The sequence below is a fragment of the uncultured Azohydromonas sp. genome, assembly GCF_937926365.1.
Lineage (GTDB): Bacteria > Pseudomonadota > Gammaproteobacteria > Burkholderiales > Burkholderiaceae_C > Azohydromonas.
In genome coordinates, this window is sequence record NZ_CALAOH010000204.1 from 1 (window position 1) to 18,906 (window position 18,906).

19 protein-coding genes and 1 other RNA gene are annotated in these 18,906 nt (G+C 71.8%); 9 read left to right on the forward strand and 11 right to left on the reverse strand.

The genetic code is table 11. The features are described from left to right. Both rsmH and Q0741_RS21780 read right to left on the reverse strand, forming a co-directional pair. A partial coding sequence (gene rsmH / locus Q0741_RS21775; protein ID WP_298235288.1) for a 16S rRNA (cytosine(1402)-N(4))-methyltransferase RsmH occupies window positions 1–912 on the reverse strand: 912 nt, incomplete at its 3' end. Continuing rightward, the gene (locus Q0741_RS21780) at window positions 912–1,352 is read right to left on the reverse strand and encodes a division/cell wall cluster transcriptional repressor MraZ (protein WP_298235306.1); all 441 of its coding nucleotides are present in this window, start codon (window positions 1,350–1,352) and stop codon (window positions 912–914) included. The genes Q0741_RS21780 and rsmH, both read right to left, overlap by 1 nt. A gap of 299 nt (window positions 1,353–1,651) precedes the next feature. Between Q0741_RS21780 and Q0741_RS21785 the strand changes: the two genes are divergently transcribed. Beyond that, the gene (locus Q0741_RS21785) at window positions 1,652–1,930 is read left to right on the forward strand and encodes a hypothetical protein (protein ID WP_298235289.1); all 279 of its coding nucleotides are present in this window, start codon (window positions 1,652–1,654) and stop codon (window positions 1,928–1,930) included. A gap of 60 nt (window positions 1,931–1,990) precedes the next feature. Here Q0741_RS21785 and Q0741_RS21790 read toward each other — a convergent pair whose 3' ends face one another. Beyond that, window positions 1,991–2,989: an MBL fold metallo-hydrolase gene (locus Q0741_RS21790; protein ID WP_298235290.1), complete on the reverse strand. Its 999-nt coding sequence runs from the start codon at window positions 2,987–2,989 to the stop codon at window positions 1,991–1,993. Between the two features lie 103 nt (window positions 2,990–3,092). On the opposite strand from Q0741_RS21790, the gene Q0741_RS21795 reads away from it, so the two are divergent. From Q0741_RS21795 to Q0741_RS21810, 4 genes are all read left to right on the forward strand, one after another. Continuing rightward, window positions 3,093–3,317, forward strand: coding sequence for a hypothetical protein (locus Q0741_RS21795; RefSeq protein ID WP_298235291.1), 225 nt, complete (start codon window positions 3,093–3,095; stop codon window positions 3,315–3,317). Window positions 3,318–3,359: 42 nt separating this feature from the next. Beyond that, window positions 3,360–4,271 (forward strand): NAD(P)/FAD-dependent oxidoreductase, encoded by a 912-nt coding sequence (locus Q0741_RS21800; RefSeq protein WP_298235292.1) that lies wholly within the window; start codon window positions 3,360–3,362, stop codon window positions 4,269–4,271. A gap of 326 nt (window positions 4,272–4,597) precedes the next feature. Beyond that, entirely contained in the window at window positions 4,598–5,344 is a 747-nt protein-coding gene (locus Q0741_RS21805; RefSeq protein ID WP_367184162.1) for a histidine phosphatase family protein, read from the forward strand. 98 nt (window positions 5,345–5,442) lie between these two features. Next, window positions 5,443–6,315 (forward strand): NAD(P)H-hydrate dehydratase, encoded by an 873-nt coding sequence (locus Q0741_RS21810; protein ID WP_298235294.1) that lies wholly within the window; start codon window positions 5,443–5,445, stop codon window positions 6,313–6,315. 39 nt (window positions 6,316–6,354) lie between these two features. Here Q0741_RS21810 and rnpB read toward each other — a convergent pair. After that, window positions 6,355–6,697, reverse strand: an RNA gene (gene rnpB / locus Q0741_RS21815) — RNase P RNA component class A. 41 nt (window positions 6,698–6,738) lie between these two features. On the opposite strand from rnpB, the gene cysK reads away from it, so the two are divergent. Then, on the forward strand, window positions 6,739–7,656 hold the full coding sequence (cysK, locus tag Q0741_RS21820) for a cysteine synthase A (protein WP_298235295.1): 918 nt from the start codon (window positions 6,739–6,741) through the stop codon (window positions 7,654–7,656). On the opposite strand, the gene Q0741_RS21825 is transcribed toward cysK, so the two are convergent. After that, the gene (locus tag Q0741_RS21825; protein ID WP_298235296.1) at window positions 7,620–8,459 is read right to left on the reverse strand and encodes a DUF3025 domain-containing protein; all 840 of its coding nucleotides are present in this window, start codon (window positions 8,457–8,459) and stop codon (window positions 7,620–7,622) included. The genes cysK and Q0741_RS21825 overlap by 37 nt on opposite strands. Before the next feature lie 13 nt (window positions 8,460–8,472). Next, window positions 8,473–9,510 carry a dihydroorotase gene (gene pyrC, locus Q0741_RS21830; RefSeq protein WP_298235297.1) on the reverse strand — a complete coding sequence of 346 codons (1,038 nt, stop codon included), beginning with the start codon at window positions 9,508–9,510 and terminating at the stop codon, window positions 8,473–8,475. A gap of 105 nt (window positions 9,511–9,615) precedes the next feature. On the opposite strand from pyrC, the gene Q0741_RS21835 reads away from it, so the two are divergent. Both Q0741_RS21835 and Q0741_RS21840 read left to right on the forward strand, forming a co-directional pair. Further along, window positions 9,616–10,827 carry an ABC transporter substrate-binding protein gene (locus tag Q0741_RS21835; protein WP_298235298.1) on the forward strand — a complete coding sequence of 404 codons (1,212 nt, stop codon included), beginning with the start codon at window positions 9,616–9,618 and terminating at the stop codon, window positions 10,825–10,827. After that, entirely contained in the window at window positions 10,824–12,536 is a 1,713-nt protein-coding gene (locus tag Q0741_RS21840) for a HAMP domain-containing sensor histidine kinase (RefSeq protein ID WP_298235299.1), read from the forward strand. The genes Q0741_RS21835 and Q0741_RS21840 overlap by 4 nt, the downstream gene beginning before the upstream one ends. A 268-nt stretch (window positions 12,537–12,804) precedes the next feature. Here the strand turns inward: Q0741_RS21840 and Q0741_RS21845 are convergent, their stop codons facing one another. Further along, on the reverse strand, window positions 12,805–15,372 hold the full coding sequence (locus Q0741_RS21845; protein WP_298235300.1) for a chemotaxis protein CheW: 2,568 nt from the start codon (window positions 15,370–15,372) through the stop codon (window positions 12,805–12,807). A gap of 387 nt (window positions 15,373–15,759) precedes the next feature. On the opposite strand from Q0741_RS21845, the gene Q0741_RS21850 reads away from it, so the two are divergent. Then, the gene (locus Q0741_RS21850) at window positions 15,760–16,536 is read left to right on the forward strand and encodes a calcium-binding protein (RefSeq protein WP_298235301.1); all 777 of its coding nucleotides are present in this window, start codon (window positions 15,760–15,762) and stop codon (window positions 16,534–16,536) included. A 460-nt stretch (window positions 16,537–16,996) separates the two neighbouring features. Here Q0741_RS21850 and Q0741_RS21855 read toward each other — a convergent pair whose 3' ends face one another. The 4 genes from Q0741_RS21855 to Q0741_RS21870 form a co-directional block, all read right to left on the reverse strand. Then, window positions 16,997–17,644, reverse strand: a complete 648-nt coding sequence (locus Q0741_RS21855) for a hypothetical protein (RefSeq protein ID WP_298235302.1) — start codon at window positions 17,642–17,644, stop codon at window positions 16,997–16,999. 31 nt (window positions 17,645–17,675) lie between these two features. Continuing rightward, window positions 17,676–17,906, reverse strand: a complete 231-nt coding sequence (locus tag Q0741_RS21860) for a hypothetical protein (RefSeq protein ID WP_298235303.1) — start codon at window positions 17,904–17,906, stop codon at window positions 17,676–17,678. Further along, a complete protein-coding gene (locus Q0741_RS21865) occupies window positions 17,903–18,340 on the reverse strand; it encodes a hypothetical protein (protein WP_298235304.1) in 438 nt (145 codons plus the stop codon). The genes Q0741_RS21860 and Q0741_RS21865 overlap by 4 nt, the downstream gene beginning before the upstream one ends. Window positions 18,341–18,386: 46 nt before the next feature. After that, on the reverse strand, window positions 18,387–18,906 hold a 520-nt coding region (locus Q0741_RS21870; protein WP_298235305.1), incomplete at its 5' end, for a DUF6683 family protein.

The window sequence follows — 18,906 nt, forward strand, 5'->3', positions numbered from 1 at the left end:
CACCGCCGAGCGCGCGCGAGGGTTGGCCGCCACCTCGGCCGCCGAGGGCCGGATGCGCTCCACCGCGCACAGCCGCGACGGCACCGGCGGCGCGAACGGCGCGCGCCGGTCCACCTCGGCGCGGCTCTCGCGCGCCATGAAGGTCTTGACGATGCGGTCCTCCAGCGAGTGGAAGCTGATCACCGCCAGCCGCCCGCCCGGGGCCAGCAGCCCCAGCGCCGCGCTCAGGCCCTGCTCCAGCTCCTGGAGCTCGCCGTTGACGTGAATCCGAAGAGCTTGAAAGGTGCGCGTGGCGGGGTCCTGCCCCGGCTCACGGGTCTTGACCGCACCAGCCACGAGGGCGGACAGCTCGGCGGTGCGCTGCAGGGGCTGCCCGCCTGTCCTGCGAGCCACAACCGCCTTTGCAATCGGGACAGCAAACCGTTCTTCGCCATAGTCGCGGATCACCTGTGCTATCTGGCGCTCGTCGGCGCGCGCCAGGAATTCAGCCGCGCTCTCGCCGCGCGTGGGGTCCATGCGCATGTCGAGCGGGCCGTCGAAACGGAAGCTGAAACCGCGTTCGGGCGTGTCGATCTGCGGCGAGGACACGCCGATGTCCAGCAGCACGCCGTCCACGCGCTCCACTCCCAGCGCCGCCAGCACCTCGGCCATGGCGCCGAAGTTGGCGTGGTGGATCGAGAAGCGCGGGTCGGCGATGGCGGCCTCACCCGAGGTGGCCGCGGCCAGCGCCTCGGGATCGCGGTCCAGCGCGATGAGCCGCCCGCGCGGACCCAGCCGCTGCAGCAGCAGGCGGGAGTGACCGCCACGGCCGAAGGTGCCGTCCACGTAAATGCCGTCGGGCGCGCCAAACACGGCGTCCACGGTTTCATGCAGCAGCACCGTCTGGTGTTGCCTGGGAGAAGAAGAACGCATCACGCGACGAAGTCCTGGATCGCAGCCGGCATTTCGGAGCTCATCACCTGTGCCTCGTGCGCCGCCAGACGCGCGCGATCCCACAGCTCCAGACGCGAACCCATGCCAATGAGCATCACGTCACGCACCAGCCCGGCAGCCTCGCGCAGCTCCGGCGCCACCAGCACACGCGAGGCGCCATCCATGTCCACATCCAGCGCGTTGCCCAGGAACACGCGACGCCAGCCGTCGGCCGCCATGGGCAGCTGCAGCAGCTTGTCGCGGAACTGTTCCCACGCCGGGCGTGGAAACATGAAAAGGCAACCCGCCGGACTCTTGGTGAGGGTGAGCTGGCCATTCGACAGGGCCATCAGCGCATCGCGATGACGAGAAGGGACAGTAAGACGCCCCTTTCCGTCCAGCGTCAGCGCCGCAGGACCCTGAAAGACATGACCAGCCACAACACCCCACTTCCAACCACTTTTCTCCACTGTACCGGAGTGGCACACCCGGGTCAACTTTTCCGGCGCAAAAAATTCAATGAAATCAACAAGTTAGCTGCGGAAGTGAATCCGGTTTGAGAGTAAAAAAGTGCTGCAGAAATAAGGACTTGCGCCCCCCACTGAAAGTGAATGCTGAGATGGGTTCATGGTTTTGAGCGCGTTCACGGCACGGGAAATAAATCCCGGCCGAATTTCCCAGCCCTCAGGAACAGGGCTTGCCAACTTCCGGGCTGAATGCCACGCGCAGGAGGATCACCATGACGACCGACGCCCATAGCCGCCAGCAGGAAGCCAAGCGCCTTGAGGGCCAGGCCCAGCAGCCCGAGGAGAAGGTGCCCACCTACCAGGAATTGCTCGACGAGGCGGTGGATGAAACCTTCCCGGCCAGCGACCCGATCTCGCCCAGCGCCGCGATGAACGCCGACAAGAAGATCTCCACCGGCAAGGACAGCGACGACTGGACGCTGCAGCCCGGCGCGTGCCCACCGGGGCAGGACAGCCCGCAGCAGGGTCCGCAGGGCACGGACAAACGCTGAACCCGCAGCGCCGAGCCCAGGCCCGGAAGGCGGCGATTGTCGTCGTCGCGACGGCGCTTTTCAGCGCCAGCGCTCCGCAGGCAGTGTGAAATTGAAACGGTCGCCCGGGTGCAGCACCTGCACCCGGTCCTGCAGCCCCGCCTCGCGCGCCGCGGCCAGGAACTCCTCCAGCGAGGACTTGAACACCGGGTAGTCGTCGTTGTGGATCGGGATGGCCCGCCGCGGCTGGATCAGCCGCAGCGCCTGCACGCCCTGCCGCGCGTCCATGGTCAGCAGGATGCCGAACAGCCGCGTGCCACCCAGGTGCAGCAGCGCCAAGTCGATGTCCGGAAAGCGGCGCGGGATCTCATGCAGCGCGTCGTGGATGAGCGTGTCCCCACTGACGTAGACGCGCCACGCCGGCGCGCCGCCCGGCGCCAGCAGTTCCACCAGGCTGCCCATGGTCTGAGGCAGTGCCGCGTGCAGCACCGGCGGGCCGTGGCGCGCCGGCAGCGCCGTCACGCGCAGCCGCGCCGCGCCCTTTTCCAGCTCGATCGCCTGCCAGGTGGCCAGCGCGTGCAGCGACCTGAACCCCCGCTCAGCCAACTGCCGCACCGCGTGCGGCGTGCTGATGATGGGCAGCAGCTTGTCGAGCTTCTGCTCGGCCACCTGATCGAAATGGTCGCCGTGGTAGTGCGACAGCAGCACCGCGTCCAGCGGCGGCAGCTGCTCGATGCCGAGGGCCGGTTCGGTCAGCCGCGGCGACTTGATGCCGTAGCCCAGATGCGCATGCTCGCCACGGTGCAGAAAGTTGGGATCGGTCAGCAGCGTGAAGGCCCCCAGCCGCAGCACCACGGTGGCCGTGCCGATGAAGTGCACCGAGCCACCGGGCACGCCGCCCTCGCCCGGCGCGGACGCCGCGGCCTCGGCCGCCAGCGGCAGCTTCAGCGTCGGCGGCCCCGTCTGCGGCTCCTGGGCACGCAGCGGCGCGGCGCCAGGCCCCAGGCAGGCCAGCCCCGCAGCCATCAGCAGCCACCGGCGCCGCGGTCCGGCCTCTGGCTTGTCAACGCGCAGTCCCATGGGCACTGCCAGCAAGACCTATTCCCATCCCTGGGTGGGGAACGAGGCTTGCCGACAGTGCCTGACCTTTGACCCTCTTTGATGGACCTTGAGGAGACTTGCCATGAGTGCCGTTCCCCCCAGCAGCGACCAACCCGCCGGCGGTCGCGATGCCGCCGCCGATCCCAGCCGCACGCCCTTGAACCCGGGCGACCAGGCGCCTCCCGGCACGCCCGGCACCGGCGAAGACGTTTGCCCGCGCTGCGGCGGCAGCGGCCGGCTCGGCGCCAGCGCCTGCCCGGACTGCGGCGGCAGCGGCAAGGTCAACGTGGGCATCGGCGGCGCCTGAAGCCGGTGCCACCCTTCGCTCCAGCCCGTACCAGTCCCCGCGATGGCCGCTGATTCCTTCGATTGCGAGGCGGCGGTCGTCGGCGGCGGCCCGGCCGGCCTCACCGGCGCGATCTACCTGGCGCGCTTCAAGCGCAGCGTGACGGTGCTCGATGCCGGCTTCAGCCGCGCCGCGAAGATCCCGCGCAGCCACAACATGCCCGGCTACCCGCAGGGCGTGGTCGGCGCGGAGCTGATCGCAGCCATGCGCGCCCAGGCGCATCTCTACGGCGCGCGGGTGGAGAAAGCCTGCGTGCAGCGGCTGCAGCGCATCGGGGGCGGCTTCGCCGTGCATTTCGACGACGGCCGCGAGCCCCTGCGCTGCCGCAGCGTGCTGCTGGCCACCGGCGTGAGCGACAACGCGCCCGCGATGCCGCAGCTGGCGCAGGCGCTGCGCGACGGCGCGCTGCGCTACTGCCCGGTGTGCGACGGCTTCGAGGTCATCGGCTGCCACGTGGGCGTGCTCACCGACCGCTGCGCCGGCGTGCGCGAGGCGCTGTACCTGCGCCACTTCAGCGACCGCGTCACGCTCTACTTCACCCAGCGCGTGGACCTCACCGAGGAGGACCGCCGGCGCCTGGCCGCCGCCGACGTTGCACTGCAGCCCGCGCCCGTGCGCGCGCTGCACCTGCGCGAGAGCGCCGGCGTGCGCGTCGAGCACGAGGACGGCGCCGACGACTGCGACGCCCTCTACGGCGCGCTGGGCCTGCGCGTGCATTCGCAGCTCGCCACCGCGCTGGGCGCGGCGCACGACGACGACGGCTACCTGCTCACCGACAGCCACCAGCGCACCAGCATCGAAGGCCTGTACGCCGCGGGCGACGTGGCGCAGAGCCTGAACCAGATCACGGTGGCCGCCGGCGGCGCCGCCATCGCCGCCTCGGCCATGCACCGGGCGCTGGGCCTGCCGGGCTGAGGACGGGCACGACCTGGGCACGGCGGTTGCCAAAACCGCTCTGCCAAGCCGTGACAGGCGCGCTGCGCCCAGACGAGCGGCCCAGGCCCCGCTTCGGTCATCGACAAGCGCGGGCCCGACGCTGCCGGACGTTGCCCGCCGTCTCGCCCCGCGCTCCCGCCGCCCGTCCGGCTTGGCCCCTGTACCGTCTGGCCGCTTCCCGCCCGACCAGCCTGTGCCTTCGCGGCGTTCTCCCGCCGCGAAGGCGCAGCCGGCGCGCGGCGGAGCCGTCCTCAACCGAAGCCTTGAACCATCCGGGAACTGCCTTGGAACAGAAATGGCCTGACGTGCTGTGGATCGTTCGCCACGGCCAGAGTGCCGGCAACGTGGCGCGCGACCATGCCGAAGCCGCCGGGCTGCCGCTGATCGACATCGCCGAGCGCGACGTGGACGTGCCGCTGTCGGACCTCGGCCGCCAGCAGGCGCAGGCGCTGGGGGACTGGTTCGGCGCGCTGCCACCCGAGGAGCGGCCCAACGTCGTGCTGTGCTCGCCCTACGTGCGGACGCGCCAGACGGCGCAGTTGGTGCTGGAGGCCGCGGGCATCGAGTGCGAGGACGTGAACTGGGTGGTGGACGAGCGGCTGCGCGAGAAGGAGTTCGGGCTGCTGGACCGCCTCACCCGCCACGGCATCCGGCTCAAGTACCCGGAGCTCAGCGAGCAGCGCCGCCATGTCGGCAAGTTCTACTTCCGCCCGCCCGGCGGCGAGAGCTGGTGCGACGTGATCCTGCGCCTGCGCAGCCTGCTGGAGACGGTGGTGCGCGAGTACCGGCGCGAGCGCGTGCTGATCGTGGCGCACCAGGTGGTGGTCAACTGCCTGCGCTACCTGCTGGAGCGCATGGACGAGGCGCAGATCCTGGAGACGGACCGCCAGGCCGACGTGCCCAACTGCGGCCTCACCAGCTACGCCTTCGACCCCGCGCTGGGCAAGAACGGCCGCCTGGTGCTGCGCCAGCTCAACTTCGTCTCGCCGCTGCGCCAGGCCGGCGCGCCGGTCACGGCCGAGCCCGACGTGCCGGCCGCGCCCAAGTCCTGAACCCGGGCGCGGCGGCCCGGCGCCACCGCTGCCGGGGTCTTACTTGCCGTGCCGTCCGAAGTAAGCCCTGATCCACAACAACCCCAGAAGGAGGCTGCATGGACCTGATTCCCGTTGACGACAACCTGCTGCGCGGCTGGCCCCTGGCCAAGCCCGGGGCGCGCAGCGACAAGGAGGAGCGCGGCCGCACGCTGGTGGTGGGCGGCAGCGCGGAGATCCCGGGCGCGGCGCTGCTGGCGGGCACGGCGGCGCTGCGCGCCGGCGCGGGCAAGCTCACCGTGGCCACGGTGCAGCGCATGGCGCTGGCCATGGCCATGGCGCTGCCCGAGGCGCGCGTGATCGGCCTGCCCGAAACCGCAGGCGGCGGCGTGGACGCCGCCGGCGCGCTGCTGCTCAAGCCGCTGGCCCCGCGCGCCAACGCGCTGCTCTTCGGCCCCGGGCTGCAGGACGAGGCCGCCGCGCCGCTGTTCGTGCAGACCTTGCTGCAGCACTTGCCGCCGGCGGTGCCGCTGCTGCTGGACGCGCTGGGCCTGTGCGCCGCGCCCCACGTGCCGCCGCGCGAGGGCGGGCTGCTGATCACGCCGCACGCGGGCGAGATGGCGCAGCTGTGCGGAGAGAGCAAAGACGAGGTGCAGGCCGATCCCGTGCGCTGCGCGCTGGAGGCCGCGCAGCGCTGGCACGCGGTGGTGGTGCTCAAGGGCTCGACCACGCACGTCGCCGCGCCCGATGGCCGGCTGTGGCGCCACGAGGGCGGCAACCCCGGCCTGGCGACCTCGGGCTCGGGCGACATCCTGGCCGGCCTGATCGCCGGGCTGGCCGCGCGCGGCACGCCGCTGGAGCAGGCCGCGGTGTGGGGCGTGGCGCTGCACGCGCGCGCGGGCGAGCAGCTCGCGGCGCGCATGGGCGGGCTGGGCTTCCTGGCGCGGGAGCTGGCGGCGGAGATTCCGCACTTGATGGATACGGGGACTTGAGGCCCGCCGGACGCGATGCCGGCGAACCCCTGGTGTGTGTTGTGAAGCAGGCCGATGGGCCGGATTCTGTGCGTCCGCAACGCCCTTGCGGGCGCCGCGGCCGTGGCCGCCATTCCTCTGGGCCGTGGATCGCTCGCACGGCTCGATGCCACCTACCCGCCGGCTCCGCGGAGCCACATCATCGCCGGCCTATTTGGTGTTGCTGCGCGTAGAGATTGCCCGTTTCACCCCGCGGGCGTCGCCGCTCGCGGACTCGTCTCTGTTGCTCTGATCCTCACCTCGCGGTGGACAGCCGTTAGCTGCTACGCTGCCCTGTGCAGTCCGGACCTTCCTCCAGTGCCGCCTTGCGGCGTAGTGCACCAGCGGCGGCCTGGCCTGCTTCACAGCCAACATTATCGCCGCCCTCAGACGGAGACCCCTTTCGTGAAAGCCAACACCATCCTCGACACCATCGGCCGCACCCCGCACATCCGCATGCAGCGCCTCTTCGGCGCCGCGGAGGTGTGGATCAAGTCCGAGCGCAGCAACCCCGGCGGTTCCATCAAGGACCGCATCGCGCTGTCCATGGTGGAGGCGGCCGAGGCCTCGGGCCAGCTCAAGCCCGGCGGCACCATCGTCGAGCCCACCTCGGGCAACACCGGCATCGGGCTGGCGATGGTGGCCGCGGTCAAAGGTTACGAACTCATCCTCGTGATGCCCGACAGCATGAGCGTCGAGCGCCGCCGCCTGATGCTGGCCTACGGCGCGAAGTTCGAGCTCACGCCGCGCGAGAAGGGCATGAAGGGCGCCATCGCCCGCGCCCAGGAGCTCATCGCCGCCAAGCCCGGCAGCTGGATGCCGCAGCAGTTCGACAACCCGGCCAACATCGACGTGCACGCGCGCACCACGGCGCAGGAGATCCTGGAGGACTTCCCCGAAGGCCTGGACGTGCTCATCACCGGCGTGGGCACCGGCGGCCACATCAGCGGCTGCGCGCAGGTGCTCAAGCAACGATGGCCGAACCTGAAGGTGTTCGCGGTGGAGCCCAGCGCCTCGCCCGTGATCAGCGGCGGCCAGCCCGCGCCGCACCCGATCCAGGGCATCGGCGCCGGCTTCATCCCGACCAACCTCAAGACCGAGCTGCTCGACGGCGTGATCCAGGTCGAGGCCGAGGCCGCGCGCGAGATGGCGCGCCGCTGCGCGCGCGAGGAAGGCATCCTGGTGGGCATCTCCAGCGGCGCCACGCTCAGCGCCATCGCGCAAAAGCTCCCCGAGCTGGATGCGGGCAGCCGCGTCCTGGGCTTCAACTACGACACCGGCGAGCGCTACCTGTCCATCGAAGGTTTTCTGCCGACCGAGTAAGCCGGCTCGCCCGTTGGCGGCGGCAGCGGCCTGAACACGGCCGCGTCGTCGTAGAAGGCTCCTTCCGCGTTGGCCGCCCACCAGCCGGGCACGCCCAGCACCGGCAGCGGCAGGAAGGGCCGCGGCTGCAGCGCCCGCGGCCCCGGCGCCAGCGCCGCGGCCGAGCCGCCGGGCCAGACATGCGCGGTGATGCCCTTGTAGGGCACGACCAACTGCTCCATCAGCGCGTGGCCGATCAGCCGCAGCCGGATGTCGCCGCCCGGCAGCCAGCGCGCGCGCTGCTCCACCAGCAGCTCGTGCCAGCGGCGCCGGCGCAGCAGCTCCACCGCATCGGGCGGCGCCTCCAGCAGCGCGCCGCTTTCGTCGGCCAGCGTCAGCACGTCGCGCAGCGGGCTGCGCCGCGGCTGCACGCCCTCCTCGGCCAGCACCCGCGCATGCAGCTCGTTGAGCCGGCGCTTCAATGCCGGCTCAACGAGCCACACCAGGCCGTTGAAGAAGTCATGCAGGTGGTCGCGCGTGGGCACGCCCGCGCAACGGAAGATGAAGCTTTCATAAGCCTCCCCTTCGGGCAGCGCGGCCTGGGGCACGAAATGCAGCGTGCCGGCGGCCAGCCGCAGCGGCTGCCGCGCCGCCAGCGCGTCGAGCGCCTGCGCCACCGTGGCCCCGCCCAGCACCGCCGCGCACGCGGCCTCGCCGTGCGCGCGGTAGGGCGCCAGCCAGGGGCGCGTCCAGTCGATGGCCTCGAAGGCCTCGCGCAGCGGCAGCCGCGCCACGGGCAGACGCAGGTGGCGGGGCGAACTCATGCGGGCGAACCGCTCAGGCCAGCTTCCAGCGCAGCACCTCGCCCGCGCACAGCGGCTTGAGCGACGCGTCGCCGAAGGGCACGGTTTCGGGCAGGGTCCAGTCCTCGCGCACCAGGGTCACGGTGCCGCTGTTGCGCGGCAGGCCGTAGAAGTCCGGGCCGTGGAAGCTGGCGAAGCCCTCCAGCTTGTCCAGCGCGCCGGCGGCCTCGAAAGCCTGGGCGTAGAGCTCCAGCGCCGACAGCGCCGTGTAGCAGCCCGCGCAGCCCGTGGCGTGCTCCTTCAGGTGCGAGGCGTGCGGGGCGCTGTCGGTGCCCAGGAAGAATTTCGCATGGCCCGACGTGGCGGCCTGCACCAGCGCCTGGCGGTGCTCCTCGCGCTTGAGCACCGGCAGGCAGTAGTAGTGCGGGCGGATGCCGCCGGTGAAGATGGCGTTGCGGTTGTAGAGCAGGTGGTGCGCGGTGATGGTGGCCGCGGTGTGCGCGTCGGCCTGCGCCACGTACTGCGCGGCCTCGCGCGTGGTGATGTGCTCGAAGACGATCTTCAGCTCGGGGAAGTCGCGCCGCAGCGGGATGAGCACGCGGTCGATGAACACCGCCTCGCGGTCGAAGAGGTCGATGTCGGCGTTCGTGACCTCGCCGTGCACCAGCAGCTTCAGGCCCTCGCGCTGCATGGCCTCCAGCGTCGGGTAGGCGAGCTTGATGTCCGTGACGCCCGCGTCGCTGTTGGTGGTGGCGCCGGCCGGGTAGAGCTTGACGGCCACCACGCCGGCTTCCTTGGCCTGGACGATCTCCTGCGGCGGCAGCCGGTCGGTGAGGTACAGCGTCATCAGCGGCTCGAAGTCCACGCCCGCGGGCACGGCGGCCAGGATGCGCTCGCGGTAGGCCACGGCCTGCGCCGCGGTGGTCACGGGCGGGCGCAGGTTGGGCATGACGATGGCCCGGCCGAACTGGCGTGCCGTGTGCGGCACGACCGATTGCAGCGCCGCGCCGTCGCGCACGTGCAGGTGCCAGTCGTCGGGGCGGGTGAAGGTGAGGGACTGCGGAGCGTTCATGGCGGCGGATTTTCTCACCCGGCCCCGCGATCGCAGGCCGGCCCACCACGGCTGGCCCCGGGTTCCAGGACTTGCATTGCCGTGCACAATTGTTTGCGAAACCCCATGGATTGCTCACGTCGCCATCTCATTCAAGCCCTGGCCGCCACGCCGCTGTGCGCCGCGGCCGGGTTGCGGCCGGCCCATGCCGCGGCGCCCATCCTCATCGGCATCGACGGCGAGTTCAGCCTGCACAACAGCCGCTCGGCGCAGGCGGTGGAGATGGGCGTTCGCATCGCCATCGACGAGATCGAGCGCCGCGGCGGCGTGCTGGGCGGGCGGCGCTTCGAGGTGGTCACGCGCGACCACGGCTCCATCGCGGCGCGCGGCATCAAGAACGTGCGCGAGTTCGCCGCCATGCCCGGGCTGCTGGCCGTGTTCGCCGGGCGCTACAGCCCCGTGGTACTGGAGGAGATAGAGCTCATCCGCGAGACGCGCACGCTGCTGATGGCGCCGTGGTCTTCGGCCGACGCCATCGTGGACAACGGCATGCGGCCCAACTACGTGTTCCGGCTCTCGCTGCGCGACAGCCTGGCCATGCCCAGGCTGCTGCGCGCCTGCGCCGAGCGCGGGTTCTCCGAGGTGGGGCTGCTGCTGACCAACACCGGCTGGGGCCGCAGCAACCGCAAGGCGGCGCAGGCGTACACCGAGCGCAACCGCTCGCCGCGCATCGCCGGCACCGCCTGGTACAACTTCCGCGACACCTCGCTGATCGAGCCCTACCGCCAGCTGCTCGAAGCCGGGGCCCGGGCCATCGTGCTGGTGGCCAACGACGACGAGGCCGCGCTGCTGGTGCGCGAGATGGCGGCGCTGCCCGCCGCGCAGCGCGTGCCCATCCTCAGCCACTGGGGCGTCTCGGGCGGTGACTTCGTGCGCCAGGCCGGCGCCGCGCTGTGGGAAGTGGACTTTCAGGTCATCCAGACCTTCAGCTTCTTCCAGGCCCGACCCGCGGCGTGGCGGCGCTTCGTCGAGGCGGCCCGGCCGCGCTACGGCATCGAGCGCCCGGAGCAGATCGCCGCGCCCGTGGGCGTGGCCCATGCCTACGACCTCATGCACATCCTGGCGCTGGCCGTGGAGCGCGCCGGCAGCACCGAGCGCGCGCAGGTGCGCGACGCGCTGGAACAGCTGCGCGAGCACGACGGCCTGATCAAGCGCTACGCCCCACCCTTCACCCCCGCCCGGCACGAGGCGCTGGACGAGCGCAACCTGCTGCTGGCGCGCTACCGCCCGGACGGCGCCCTGGTGCCCGTGGACGACCAGCCACGCAAGGCCAAGTGAAGGGCCCGTACACGCGTCCCAGCCTGGCCACCCGCATCACCGCCGCGGCGGTGCTCGTGGCGCTGGGCACGGTGCTGCTGCTGGGCATGGGTGCGGCCGTCCTGCTGCACCGCCAGCACGTGCGCGCGCAGGAGGCCATCTCGATGCAGCTGCTGTCGGAGCAGGCGCGGCGCGTGGCCGACCGGCTCGGCGCCGTGCAGGAGCGCCTGCAGCAGGCCGCCGCCAGCAGCCTCATCGCCACGGCGCTGGTGGACAGCTCGGGCAAGGAGCTGTACCTGCTGCCCTACCTGCAGCAGCTGGGCCTGATCGGCCGCACGCCGGTGGCGGTGCTGTTCACCGATTTCGAGGGCCAGCCCATCGCCACCACGCGCGAAGCCGACTTCGACGCCGCGCAACTGCGCTGGCTGGCCCGGGAAGTGGCGCGCGGCGACGCGGCCGTGGCGATCTTCGGCCAGGGCGAGCAGGCCGAGCTGGCTTTCATCACCCTGGTGCGCTACGCGCGCACGGCCTCGCCCGAAGGGGCGCTGGTGGCGCGCACGCGCCTGGCCGACCTGGTGCCCGATGGGCGCTACGAGCTCGTCGCCGGCGCCGCCGCGGACCCGGCGCGCCCGGCCGTGGACATTCCCGCGGCCGACCAGTTCCAGCCCCTGAAGCTGCGGGTGCGCCTGCGGGCCGACGCGGTGCAGGCGCCGCCGCCGCCCGAGGACGGCCTGCCGCTGGTGCTGGGCATGCTGGCGCTGGCGCTGGTGCTGGCGGCGGTGACGGGCCGCTTCTTCGCGCGCCGCCTCACGCGCGACCTGGAAAACCTGGTGGGCTGCGCCGCCACCATGCAGACCGACCGCTGGGCCGACCACAGCGTGCGGCTGCCGCGCGCGCGCACCAGCGAGATCGACATGCTCAACCGGCGCATCAACGCCATGCTCGACGAGCTGGAGCTGGCGCACCGCAGCCAGATCGAGGCCGAGCAGGCGCGCGCGGCGCAGGCGCTGTCGGAGGCGGCCAACCGGCAGAAGTCGGTGTTCATGGCCCGGGTGAGCCACGAGCTGCGCACGCCGCTCAACGCCATCCTGGGCTTCGCCGAGCTGCTGACGCGGCTCACGCCGCTGGAGCCGCGCCAGCGCGAATGGGTGGGCCATGTGTCCAGCGCGGGCCAGCACCTGCTGGCGCTGGTCAACGACCTGCTGGACATCTCGCGCATCGAGAGCGGCACCATGGAGCTGCAGCTGGGCACGGTGGACGTGGCCGAGCTGCTGGGTGCCGCCGCGCGCGACCTGGAGGCGCTGGCGCAGCGCCAGGAGGTCTCGGTGCGGGTGGAGATGCCGCCGGCGCGGGCCCGTTGCGTGCGCGCCGACGCCACGCGGCTGCGCCAGGTGGTGCAGAACCTGCTGTCCAACGCCATCAAGTACAACCGCCCCGGCGGCAAGGTGCGGCTGCGCGCGCAACCGGTGGGCGCCGGCGACGTGGAGCTGGTGGTGGAGGACGACGGCCTGGGCATGGACGAGGCGCAGCTCGCGCAGCTGTTCCAGCCTTTCAACCGCCTGGGGCGCGAGCGCAGCCGCATCGAGGGCACGGGCATCGGGCTGGCGCTGACCAAGAGCCTGGTGGAAGCCATGCACGGCAGCATCGCCGTGCACAGCCAGCCCGGCGCGGGCAGCCGCTTCGCGGTGCGGCTGCCGGGGTACCGGGAAGAGCGGAAAGTAGTGGCGTAGGTGAGGCGGGAGGGGCTGCGAACTTTTGAACACCAGCCGAAAGCCAATTCGGCTCGCCCTCTGCCTCGTCATTCCCGCACAGGCGCAGTGCTGTCCTGAGAAAGTTGGAAACCGGTTCGCATCGCCGGCTGCAATGCAGGCCGCCAGCCCACCCAGCGTCATCCCGGCCTTCGCCGGGATGACGACGTTCTTTCTACGGCCGGCGCCACGGCATGCGCAGGCACCCTGGCAGCCCAGGTTTCCCCAGACAGCACTGCGCCGCGTTCCGTTACCCCACCGCCAGCAGCCGCGGCCGCTCCTGCACCTCCTCCAGCCGCCGCACCGCCGGACGGCCGCTGAGCCACTCGCGCAGCCGCTGCACGTCCAGCACCTGGATCAGCTGCCGGCCCTCGTCGGCCGTGAGCAGCTGCGTCACCAGCGGCGGCAGCATGTCGCCCGTCCAGGGCGCATGCTGGCTCTGCTCGGCCGAGAAGCTCCACACCCCGTGCAGGTCGCTCACCAGCAGGCCCAGCTCGAAGTTGTCGCCGCGCAGCACCACCACCTGGCCGCCGGCCGCCAGGTCCGTGCCCGGCCCCCCCAGCAGCGCGTCCAGGTCGAACACCGACACGTGGCGCAGCACCAGCCCGTCGCGGCGCAGCGCCAGCATGCCCACGCGGTGCATGTTGCCCACCGCCGGCAGCCGGTGCACCTGCGACGCGGGCTGCGCCTCCACCACCTGGTCGGCACGCACCGCGAACAGCTCCTCACCCAGGCAGAAGGTTGCGTACTCGACGCCGCCGCGCGTGTCGGCGCGACGCGTGGCCGGCACCGCCTGCGGACGCCGCCGCGCCGCGCGGCCCTCCTGCACCGGCCCCAGCGGCTGCATCGTCACGGCCAGCACTTGGTCGTCGTAGCCGTCGCACAGCTTGAACTCGCGGTAGCCGGGCGAGGCGCTCACGCCCAGCACGATGTACTGTCCGTCGCGCACCATGATGCGCGCCGCGCCCTGCCCGCGCGGCAGCTTCAGCATTTCCGGCGGCAGGTCCTGCAGCCGCTCCAGCGACGCCAGCTCGGGATCGGTGGTGCACAGGATGCGGCCCTCGCGGTCGATGAAAGCCGCGCGCGAGGCCTCGTCCTGCCCGGCCAGCGCCCCGTGCAGCATGGCTTCGAGCTGCGGCGTGGTGTCGAACACGATGCCGATGCCGCCCAGCACCGGACCCTCGCCGTTCTCGCGGATCGCGGCGTGATAGACCCAGGTCGGCCGGCCTTCGTAGAGCGGGCTCGGCCGCAGCGGCGTGACGTGGTAGCGCTGCTGGTCCGGCAGCGCCATCACCGCCGCCAGCGTGTCGGCCTCGATGCACTGGCCGATCATGCTCGTGCCGCGCCCATCCACCGCGTGGCTGGCGGCGATGATGCGGCCCTGGCGGTCATACACCACCAGCCGCGTGTACACCGTGTAGAGCGCGTTGATGTGCTTGAGCACGCGCGCGGCCTCGTCGGCGGCCAGCCGGTCGTTGCCCGCGGCCAGCGCGGCGGCGAGCTCGGGCGTCAGCGCCCACCAGCGGCAGTCGTTGGCGCGCTCGTAGAGGTTGCGGTCCAGCAGCTCCACCAGCCACTGCGAGGTGAAGCGCGCCGAGCTCAACCGCGCCGCCAGCGCGGTGTCGGCCAGCTCGCGGATGGAGCGCGAGAACAGCGCGTCGCTGCGCGAGCCGTTGTCCGTGATCTGCTCCAGCACCGTGCGCAGCGCGCGCTCGTCGCGGCGCTGCGCCGGGGCCATCACCTGCCCGTTCCACACCACGCGGCGCACGGCATCGGCGGCCACGATGATGTCGTGCAGCGGCGGGCAGAAGCGGGAAGAGTGCGCCAGCAGCCCGTCCACCACCGACTCCTCCAGCCCTTCCAGCACACCCGCCACCGCGGTGTCGAAGGCCAGGTCCAGCGGCACCATGGTCTGCGCCTTCCACCCGGGCGGGCCGGCGTAGCCCTGGTAGCCCTCGGCGGCGAAGGTCTGCACCAGGTACTTGCGCCCGCACCAGATGCGCAGCGTCACCTCCTCGCCCGCGTTCACCGGCACCTTCAGCCCCGCCGGCATCCAGTCGGGCTCGGCGCTGGCGATGATGCGGTCGTCGGCATCGAGCAGGATCAGGTTGGAGCGCCCGTCGCGCACGTGGCGCGAGGCGAAGATGCCGTCCATCTCGGTGGCGAAGGCGAACACCAGGCACAGCACGCCCGCGGGCTGCCCGGTGCGCGGATGCAGCATGCGCTGCGAGTACACCAGCGCCGGCGCGCCGTCTCGCTGCAGCGCCGTGGGCCCGAAGGTCTCCACGTAGCCGTCGGCGTCCAGCGAGCGCGCCACCAGCGCGTCGTCGCAGCGCGCCACGCCCTCGGCGGCGCCGGTGGCCGCCATCACGCGGCCCTCGGTGTCCAGCAGCACGATGGCGTCGTAAACGGTGTACTTGGCACGGTAGGCGCGCAGCCGCTCCGAAGCCTGCGCCGCGTCCATCCCCGTGCCGGCCAGAAAATCGCGCAGCGCCCGGTCCGTGGCCAGGAAGCCGATGTCGGCCGTGCGCTCGAAGAGGTTGCGCACCAGCGCATCGATGGCATGCCGCGCCGGCGTGCCCGCCTCCACCATCAGGTTGCCGACCTTCTGCCGCGCGAAGCTGGCGATCAGGTCGCGCTCCAGCGACTCGAAACCCTCGCGCGTGGCCGCCAGCATCGACAGCAGGCCCTGCGTGCCGTCCGGGCAGGTCATGCGTGCCGTGGCCTCGATCAGCCGCCACATCAGGCTGATGTCGCGCAGCGCGGCTTCGCAAGTCACCACGTCGCGCATGTGCGGCAAGCATTCCTCGATGTTCATGGCGTGATGCCGTTCCTAAATAAACTTACGGCTTGTTTCGCAATGCGCGTGCCACAAATCATCAGGAGCGCGTCCTAGGGACAACCCGCAGAAAAGCACCAGCTTGAGGCGCGTCAAGCACAACCGTGGTGCACCCTTGCCTTCCAGGCGTGCATCCGCGGCGGCACCGGCTTCAAGCGCGGCGAGGGGTGGCGGAAAGTTGCCTCGGCAACGGGCATGGTGGCCCGTGGCCGGCGCGGCGCCAGGACCATGCCTGGCTGATTAGGACCATGCCTAGCTGCCGAGCGTCCCGTCTTGGCGCGATGGCCTGCGGCGCCTGAAATACAGGCCAGCGGCACCCGAATTCCTCTTCTTCCAGGCCGCTGCACCACCACCAAGGAGTCCACCATGTCCATGTCCATCGGTCCCGGCGGCTGCTTCCCGCCCCCCACCACCCCCAACACCGTCAACGGCACCTCGGGCGACGACTTCGTGCACGTCTCCAAGGCCGACGGGCTGCTTGGCCAGCTGGGCCTGTACGAAGTCAACGTCAACGGCCAGACGCAGCTGATGACCAAGCAGCAACTGGAGAACACGCAGTTCAACCTGGGCGCCGGCAACGACGTCATGGTGGTCGACGAGGACGTCAAGGCCGACATCAAGGCCAACGGCGGCAGCGGCGACGACGTGATGATCGGCGGCGGCGGCAACGACAACTTCCAGGGCGGCAGCGGCAATGACGTCATCGCCGGCCGCGGCGGCAACGACAAGATCGACGGCGGGCGCGGCAACGACAAGCTGCTCGGCGGCCGCGGCAATGACGACATCCGCGGCGGCAAGGGCAACGACTACATCGACGGCGGCAGCGGCAACGATAAGCTGCGCGGCGGCGACGGGCGCGACCACATCGATGGCGGCCGTGGCAACGACTACATCGACGGCGGGCGCGGCAACGACCACCTGCACGGCGGCGACGGCCGCGACCACATCGATGGTGGCAGCGGCAACGACCACCTGGACGGTGGACGCGGCAACGACAAGCTGCATGGCGGGCGCGGGCGCGACCACCTCGACGGCGGTCCCGGCCGCGACCATCTCGACGGCGGCCCCGGCCGCGACATCAACCACGGCGGCCCGGGACTGGACCACGTGCGCTTCGACTGGGCCGACCTGTTCAGGCGTTGAGCCCCCACCGGCCCCACCCCGGCCCGCGCCGGGGAAGCGCCCACGCCATGCCCGCGCAAGCGGGCATTGGTTTTTTGCAGGGGTGGCCAGGCAAGGTTGAGCTTTGTTTGCAGAACGAAGCAGGAGGCGAAACGGCTCGGCTCACGAGATGCCACGGCTTGGAAATTTCCCCGCACACCACAGGGCGCCTGCACGGGGATGTTGAGGTAACGGCTCACCTTCCCAAGCGAGCCATCCGCGAAGGCACAACACGCCAGCCAGCTTCAGAGGCCGCTGCCGCGGGCCGCCGGTCCGGCCGGCAGCCCGCGGTGCGCGCTCGGCGCTTCCCCTCAACGGCGGCCCGGCGCGCGCAGCGCTGCCGCTCCCTCCTGAAGGCCAGGATTGTCTGCAACGGCAACGGGCGCCAACCCGTTGACCAGCGCCCGGATGACTTTGGTCGTCCAGTTTGCGCGCGCCGCGCTCAACGTTCGGCCAGGGCCGACAGCGCATCGGCGCGCGGGCGCTGAAGTGTGCACAGGAAACGGGCGCTCGCGTCAAAGGAATCGGCCCCCTGGCTCCAGGCATGAGCCAGTGCGCGCAGCGCCTCGCGCGTGGCGCGCGACAGCGCCCCGCCGATGGGATCGCCCGAGTCGGCCAGCAGCTTCTCGCAGTACAGCAGCCGCGCTTCCGGGCTGCAGGCGATGAGGTCCATCAGTGCCCGCGCGGCCACGTGGAACTGCTCCGCGCTGAGCGCGCACACCGGGTCGGTCTGCGCATGCCAGGCGCACAGGTACTCCAGCGGATCGAGCTGGCGCGTGCGGCCCCAGGCCGCCGCCTCGCCGCCGCCGGGCATGTCCGCGCCCCAGGCGCTGCGCCGGCCGCTGGGCAGCCGCCCGGTGCGCAGCGCATGCACCAGCGCCCGCGCCACCGCGGCCTTGGCCGCGTGGTCGCCGTGCCGGCCGATGAGCCACAGCAACCGGATGAAGGCCGGATAGAGCTCGTCGCCCAGCCCCTGCGCCACGGCGGCGAGCAGCGCGACGCGCTCCTCGTCGCTGGGCAGGTCGATGCAGCCGTCCACCAGCGCCTGCGCGGCGGCGGCCCATTGGGGTTCGGACAGCAGAGCAGCCATGGCGTTCAGCCTCTGGAAGAGTCCACCACGCTCAGGCCGGCCCGCGTCCGCCTACCAGCAGCTCCAGCACGCGGCCCGCATGCGCCTCCACGCTCAGGCCGCGCGCGGCCGGCGCGAGGTCGGCGCTGATGTCCACGTCACCCACCGCGTCATCGAACCAGGCCGCCGGGCCGCGGGCCTCCGTCGCGGGTGCCGCAGCGGCGGCCGGGCGCGGCGACACCGGCCACGCCACGCCCGCCATCCAGGTCGGGATGCCGTTCATGCGGCGCCTCCTTCAGGCGTGGGCCGCGGCTCGGCCAGCGACGCGGCCAGCTCCTCCAGCGCGGTCGGATGGTGCGGCTGCTGCACCGGGTCCAGCCGCGCCGGCTCCGGCGGCTCGCGCCGGCGCACGGTGCGGCCCTCCTCCTCGCGCACGGCGCGGTCGTGGATCTCGGACGGGTCGTTGTCCACGCAATGGTCCCAGCCGGGGTTGACCATGGGATACCACACGCCCACCGGGCGCCATTCGTAGCCCTTGAGCACCCAGCGCGTCGTCACGGTTTCGACGCCCTGCCACGGCGGCGTGCTGGGCCCCGGCACCGGGCCCTGCGCCGGCAGCACCGCGCCGGAACGGTCCGTCTGCGTGTCCTGTACCGGCTCCAGGATCGCGATGGACCTGAAGAAAAAGCCATAGATGGGAGCAACGGGAAAGATCACGGCCGGCCTCCGTTGTTGTTGCCCGGGAATGGGCGGGAATGTCGGGCTAGCGCACCACCAGCCCCTGCGCGGTGAGCTGCACGCGGTCGGCATCGACCTTGAGCAGCTGCTCCAGGTAGTCCTTGCCGGCCGAGCGCATGCGCTGCTCCATGGCGGCATCGGGCTGCTGCTTGAGCCCCAGGTGCATCACGGCGGCGAACATGCCGACGATGGCGAGCTGCTCGTACATCTCCTGGCGCACCGGCAGCGGCGCGTTGGCCTGTGCCGGCTCGGCGGCGAGGATGCTGCGCATCTGCGCCACCAGCGGCGGGAACCACTCGTCGGGCACGTTGGTGTGGTGATAGGCCATGTAGGCCCCGGTGAGGTAGGCCGCGGCCGCCCCGGCCAGGTCGCGCGCGGGCACGCCGAACTTGCGCTCGACACCGTGATGCAGCTGCAGCAGCTGCTCGAAGGTGCGCTGCACGCGTGCGCGCTCCTCGGCCGGGTAGCGCGCCGCCATCGCCGCGGGCACCTGCGCCGCGCGCTCGGGCAGCACGGTGCTCGCGGCGGCGGCCTGGCCCGTCGTC

Bases quoted from the DNA above. Each gene is read 5' to 3' on its own strand.
- Q0741_RS21785 (WP_298235289.1), top strand. From the start codon at position 1,652: ATGACGACCGACGCCCATAGCCGCCAGCAGGAAGCCAAGCGCCTTGAG.
- Q0741_RS21790 (WP_298235290.1), bottom strand. From the start codon at position 2,989: ATGGGACTGCGCGTTGACAAGCCAGAGGCCGGACCGCGGCGCCGGTGG.
- Q0741_RS21795 (WP_298235291.1), top strand. From the start codon at position 3,093: ATGAGTGCCGTTCCCCCCAGCAGCGACCAACCCGCCGGCGGTCGCGAT.
- Q0741_RS21800 (WP_298235292.1), top strand. From the start codon at position 3,360: ATGGCCGCTGATTCCTTCGATTGCGAGGCGGCGGTCGTCGGCGGCGGC.
- Q0741_RS21810 (WP_298235294.1), top strand. From the start codon at position 5,443: ATGGACCTGATTCCCGTTGACGACAACCTGCTGCGCGGCTGGCCCCTG.
- Q0741_RS21825 (WP_298235296.1), bottom strand. From the start codon at position 8,459: ATGAGTTCGCCCCGCCACCTGCGTCTGCCCGTGGCGCGGCTGCCGCTG.
- pyrC (WP_298235297.1), bottom strand. From the start codon at position 9,510: ATGAACGCTCCGCAGTCCCTCACCTTCACCCGCCCCGACGACTGGCAC.
- Q0741_RS21835 (WP_298235298.1), top strand. From the start codon at position 9,616: ATGGATTGCTCACGTCGCCATCTCATTCAAGCCCTGGCCGCCACGCCG.
- Q0741_RS21845 (WP_298235300.1), bottom strand. From the start codon at position 15,372: ATGAACATCGAGGAATGCTTGCCGCACATGCGCGACGTGGTGACTTGC.
- Q0741_RS21850 (WP_298235301.1), top strand. From the start codon at position 15,760: ATGTCCATGTCCATCGGTCCCGGCGGCTGCTTCCCGCCCCCCACCACC.
- Q0741_RS21855 (WP_298235302.1), bottom strand. From the start codon at position 17,644: ATGGCTGCTCTGCTGTCCGAACCCCAATGGGCCGCCGCCGCGCAGGCG.
- Q0741_RS21860 (WP_298235303.1), bottom strand. From the start codon at position 17,906: ATGAACGGCATCCCGACCTGGATGGCGGGCGTGGCGTGGCCGGTGTCG.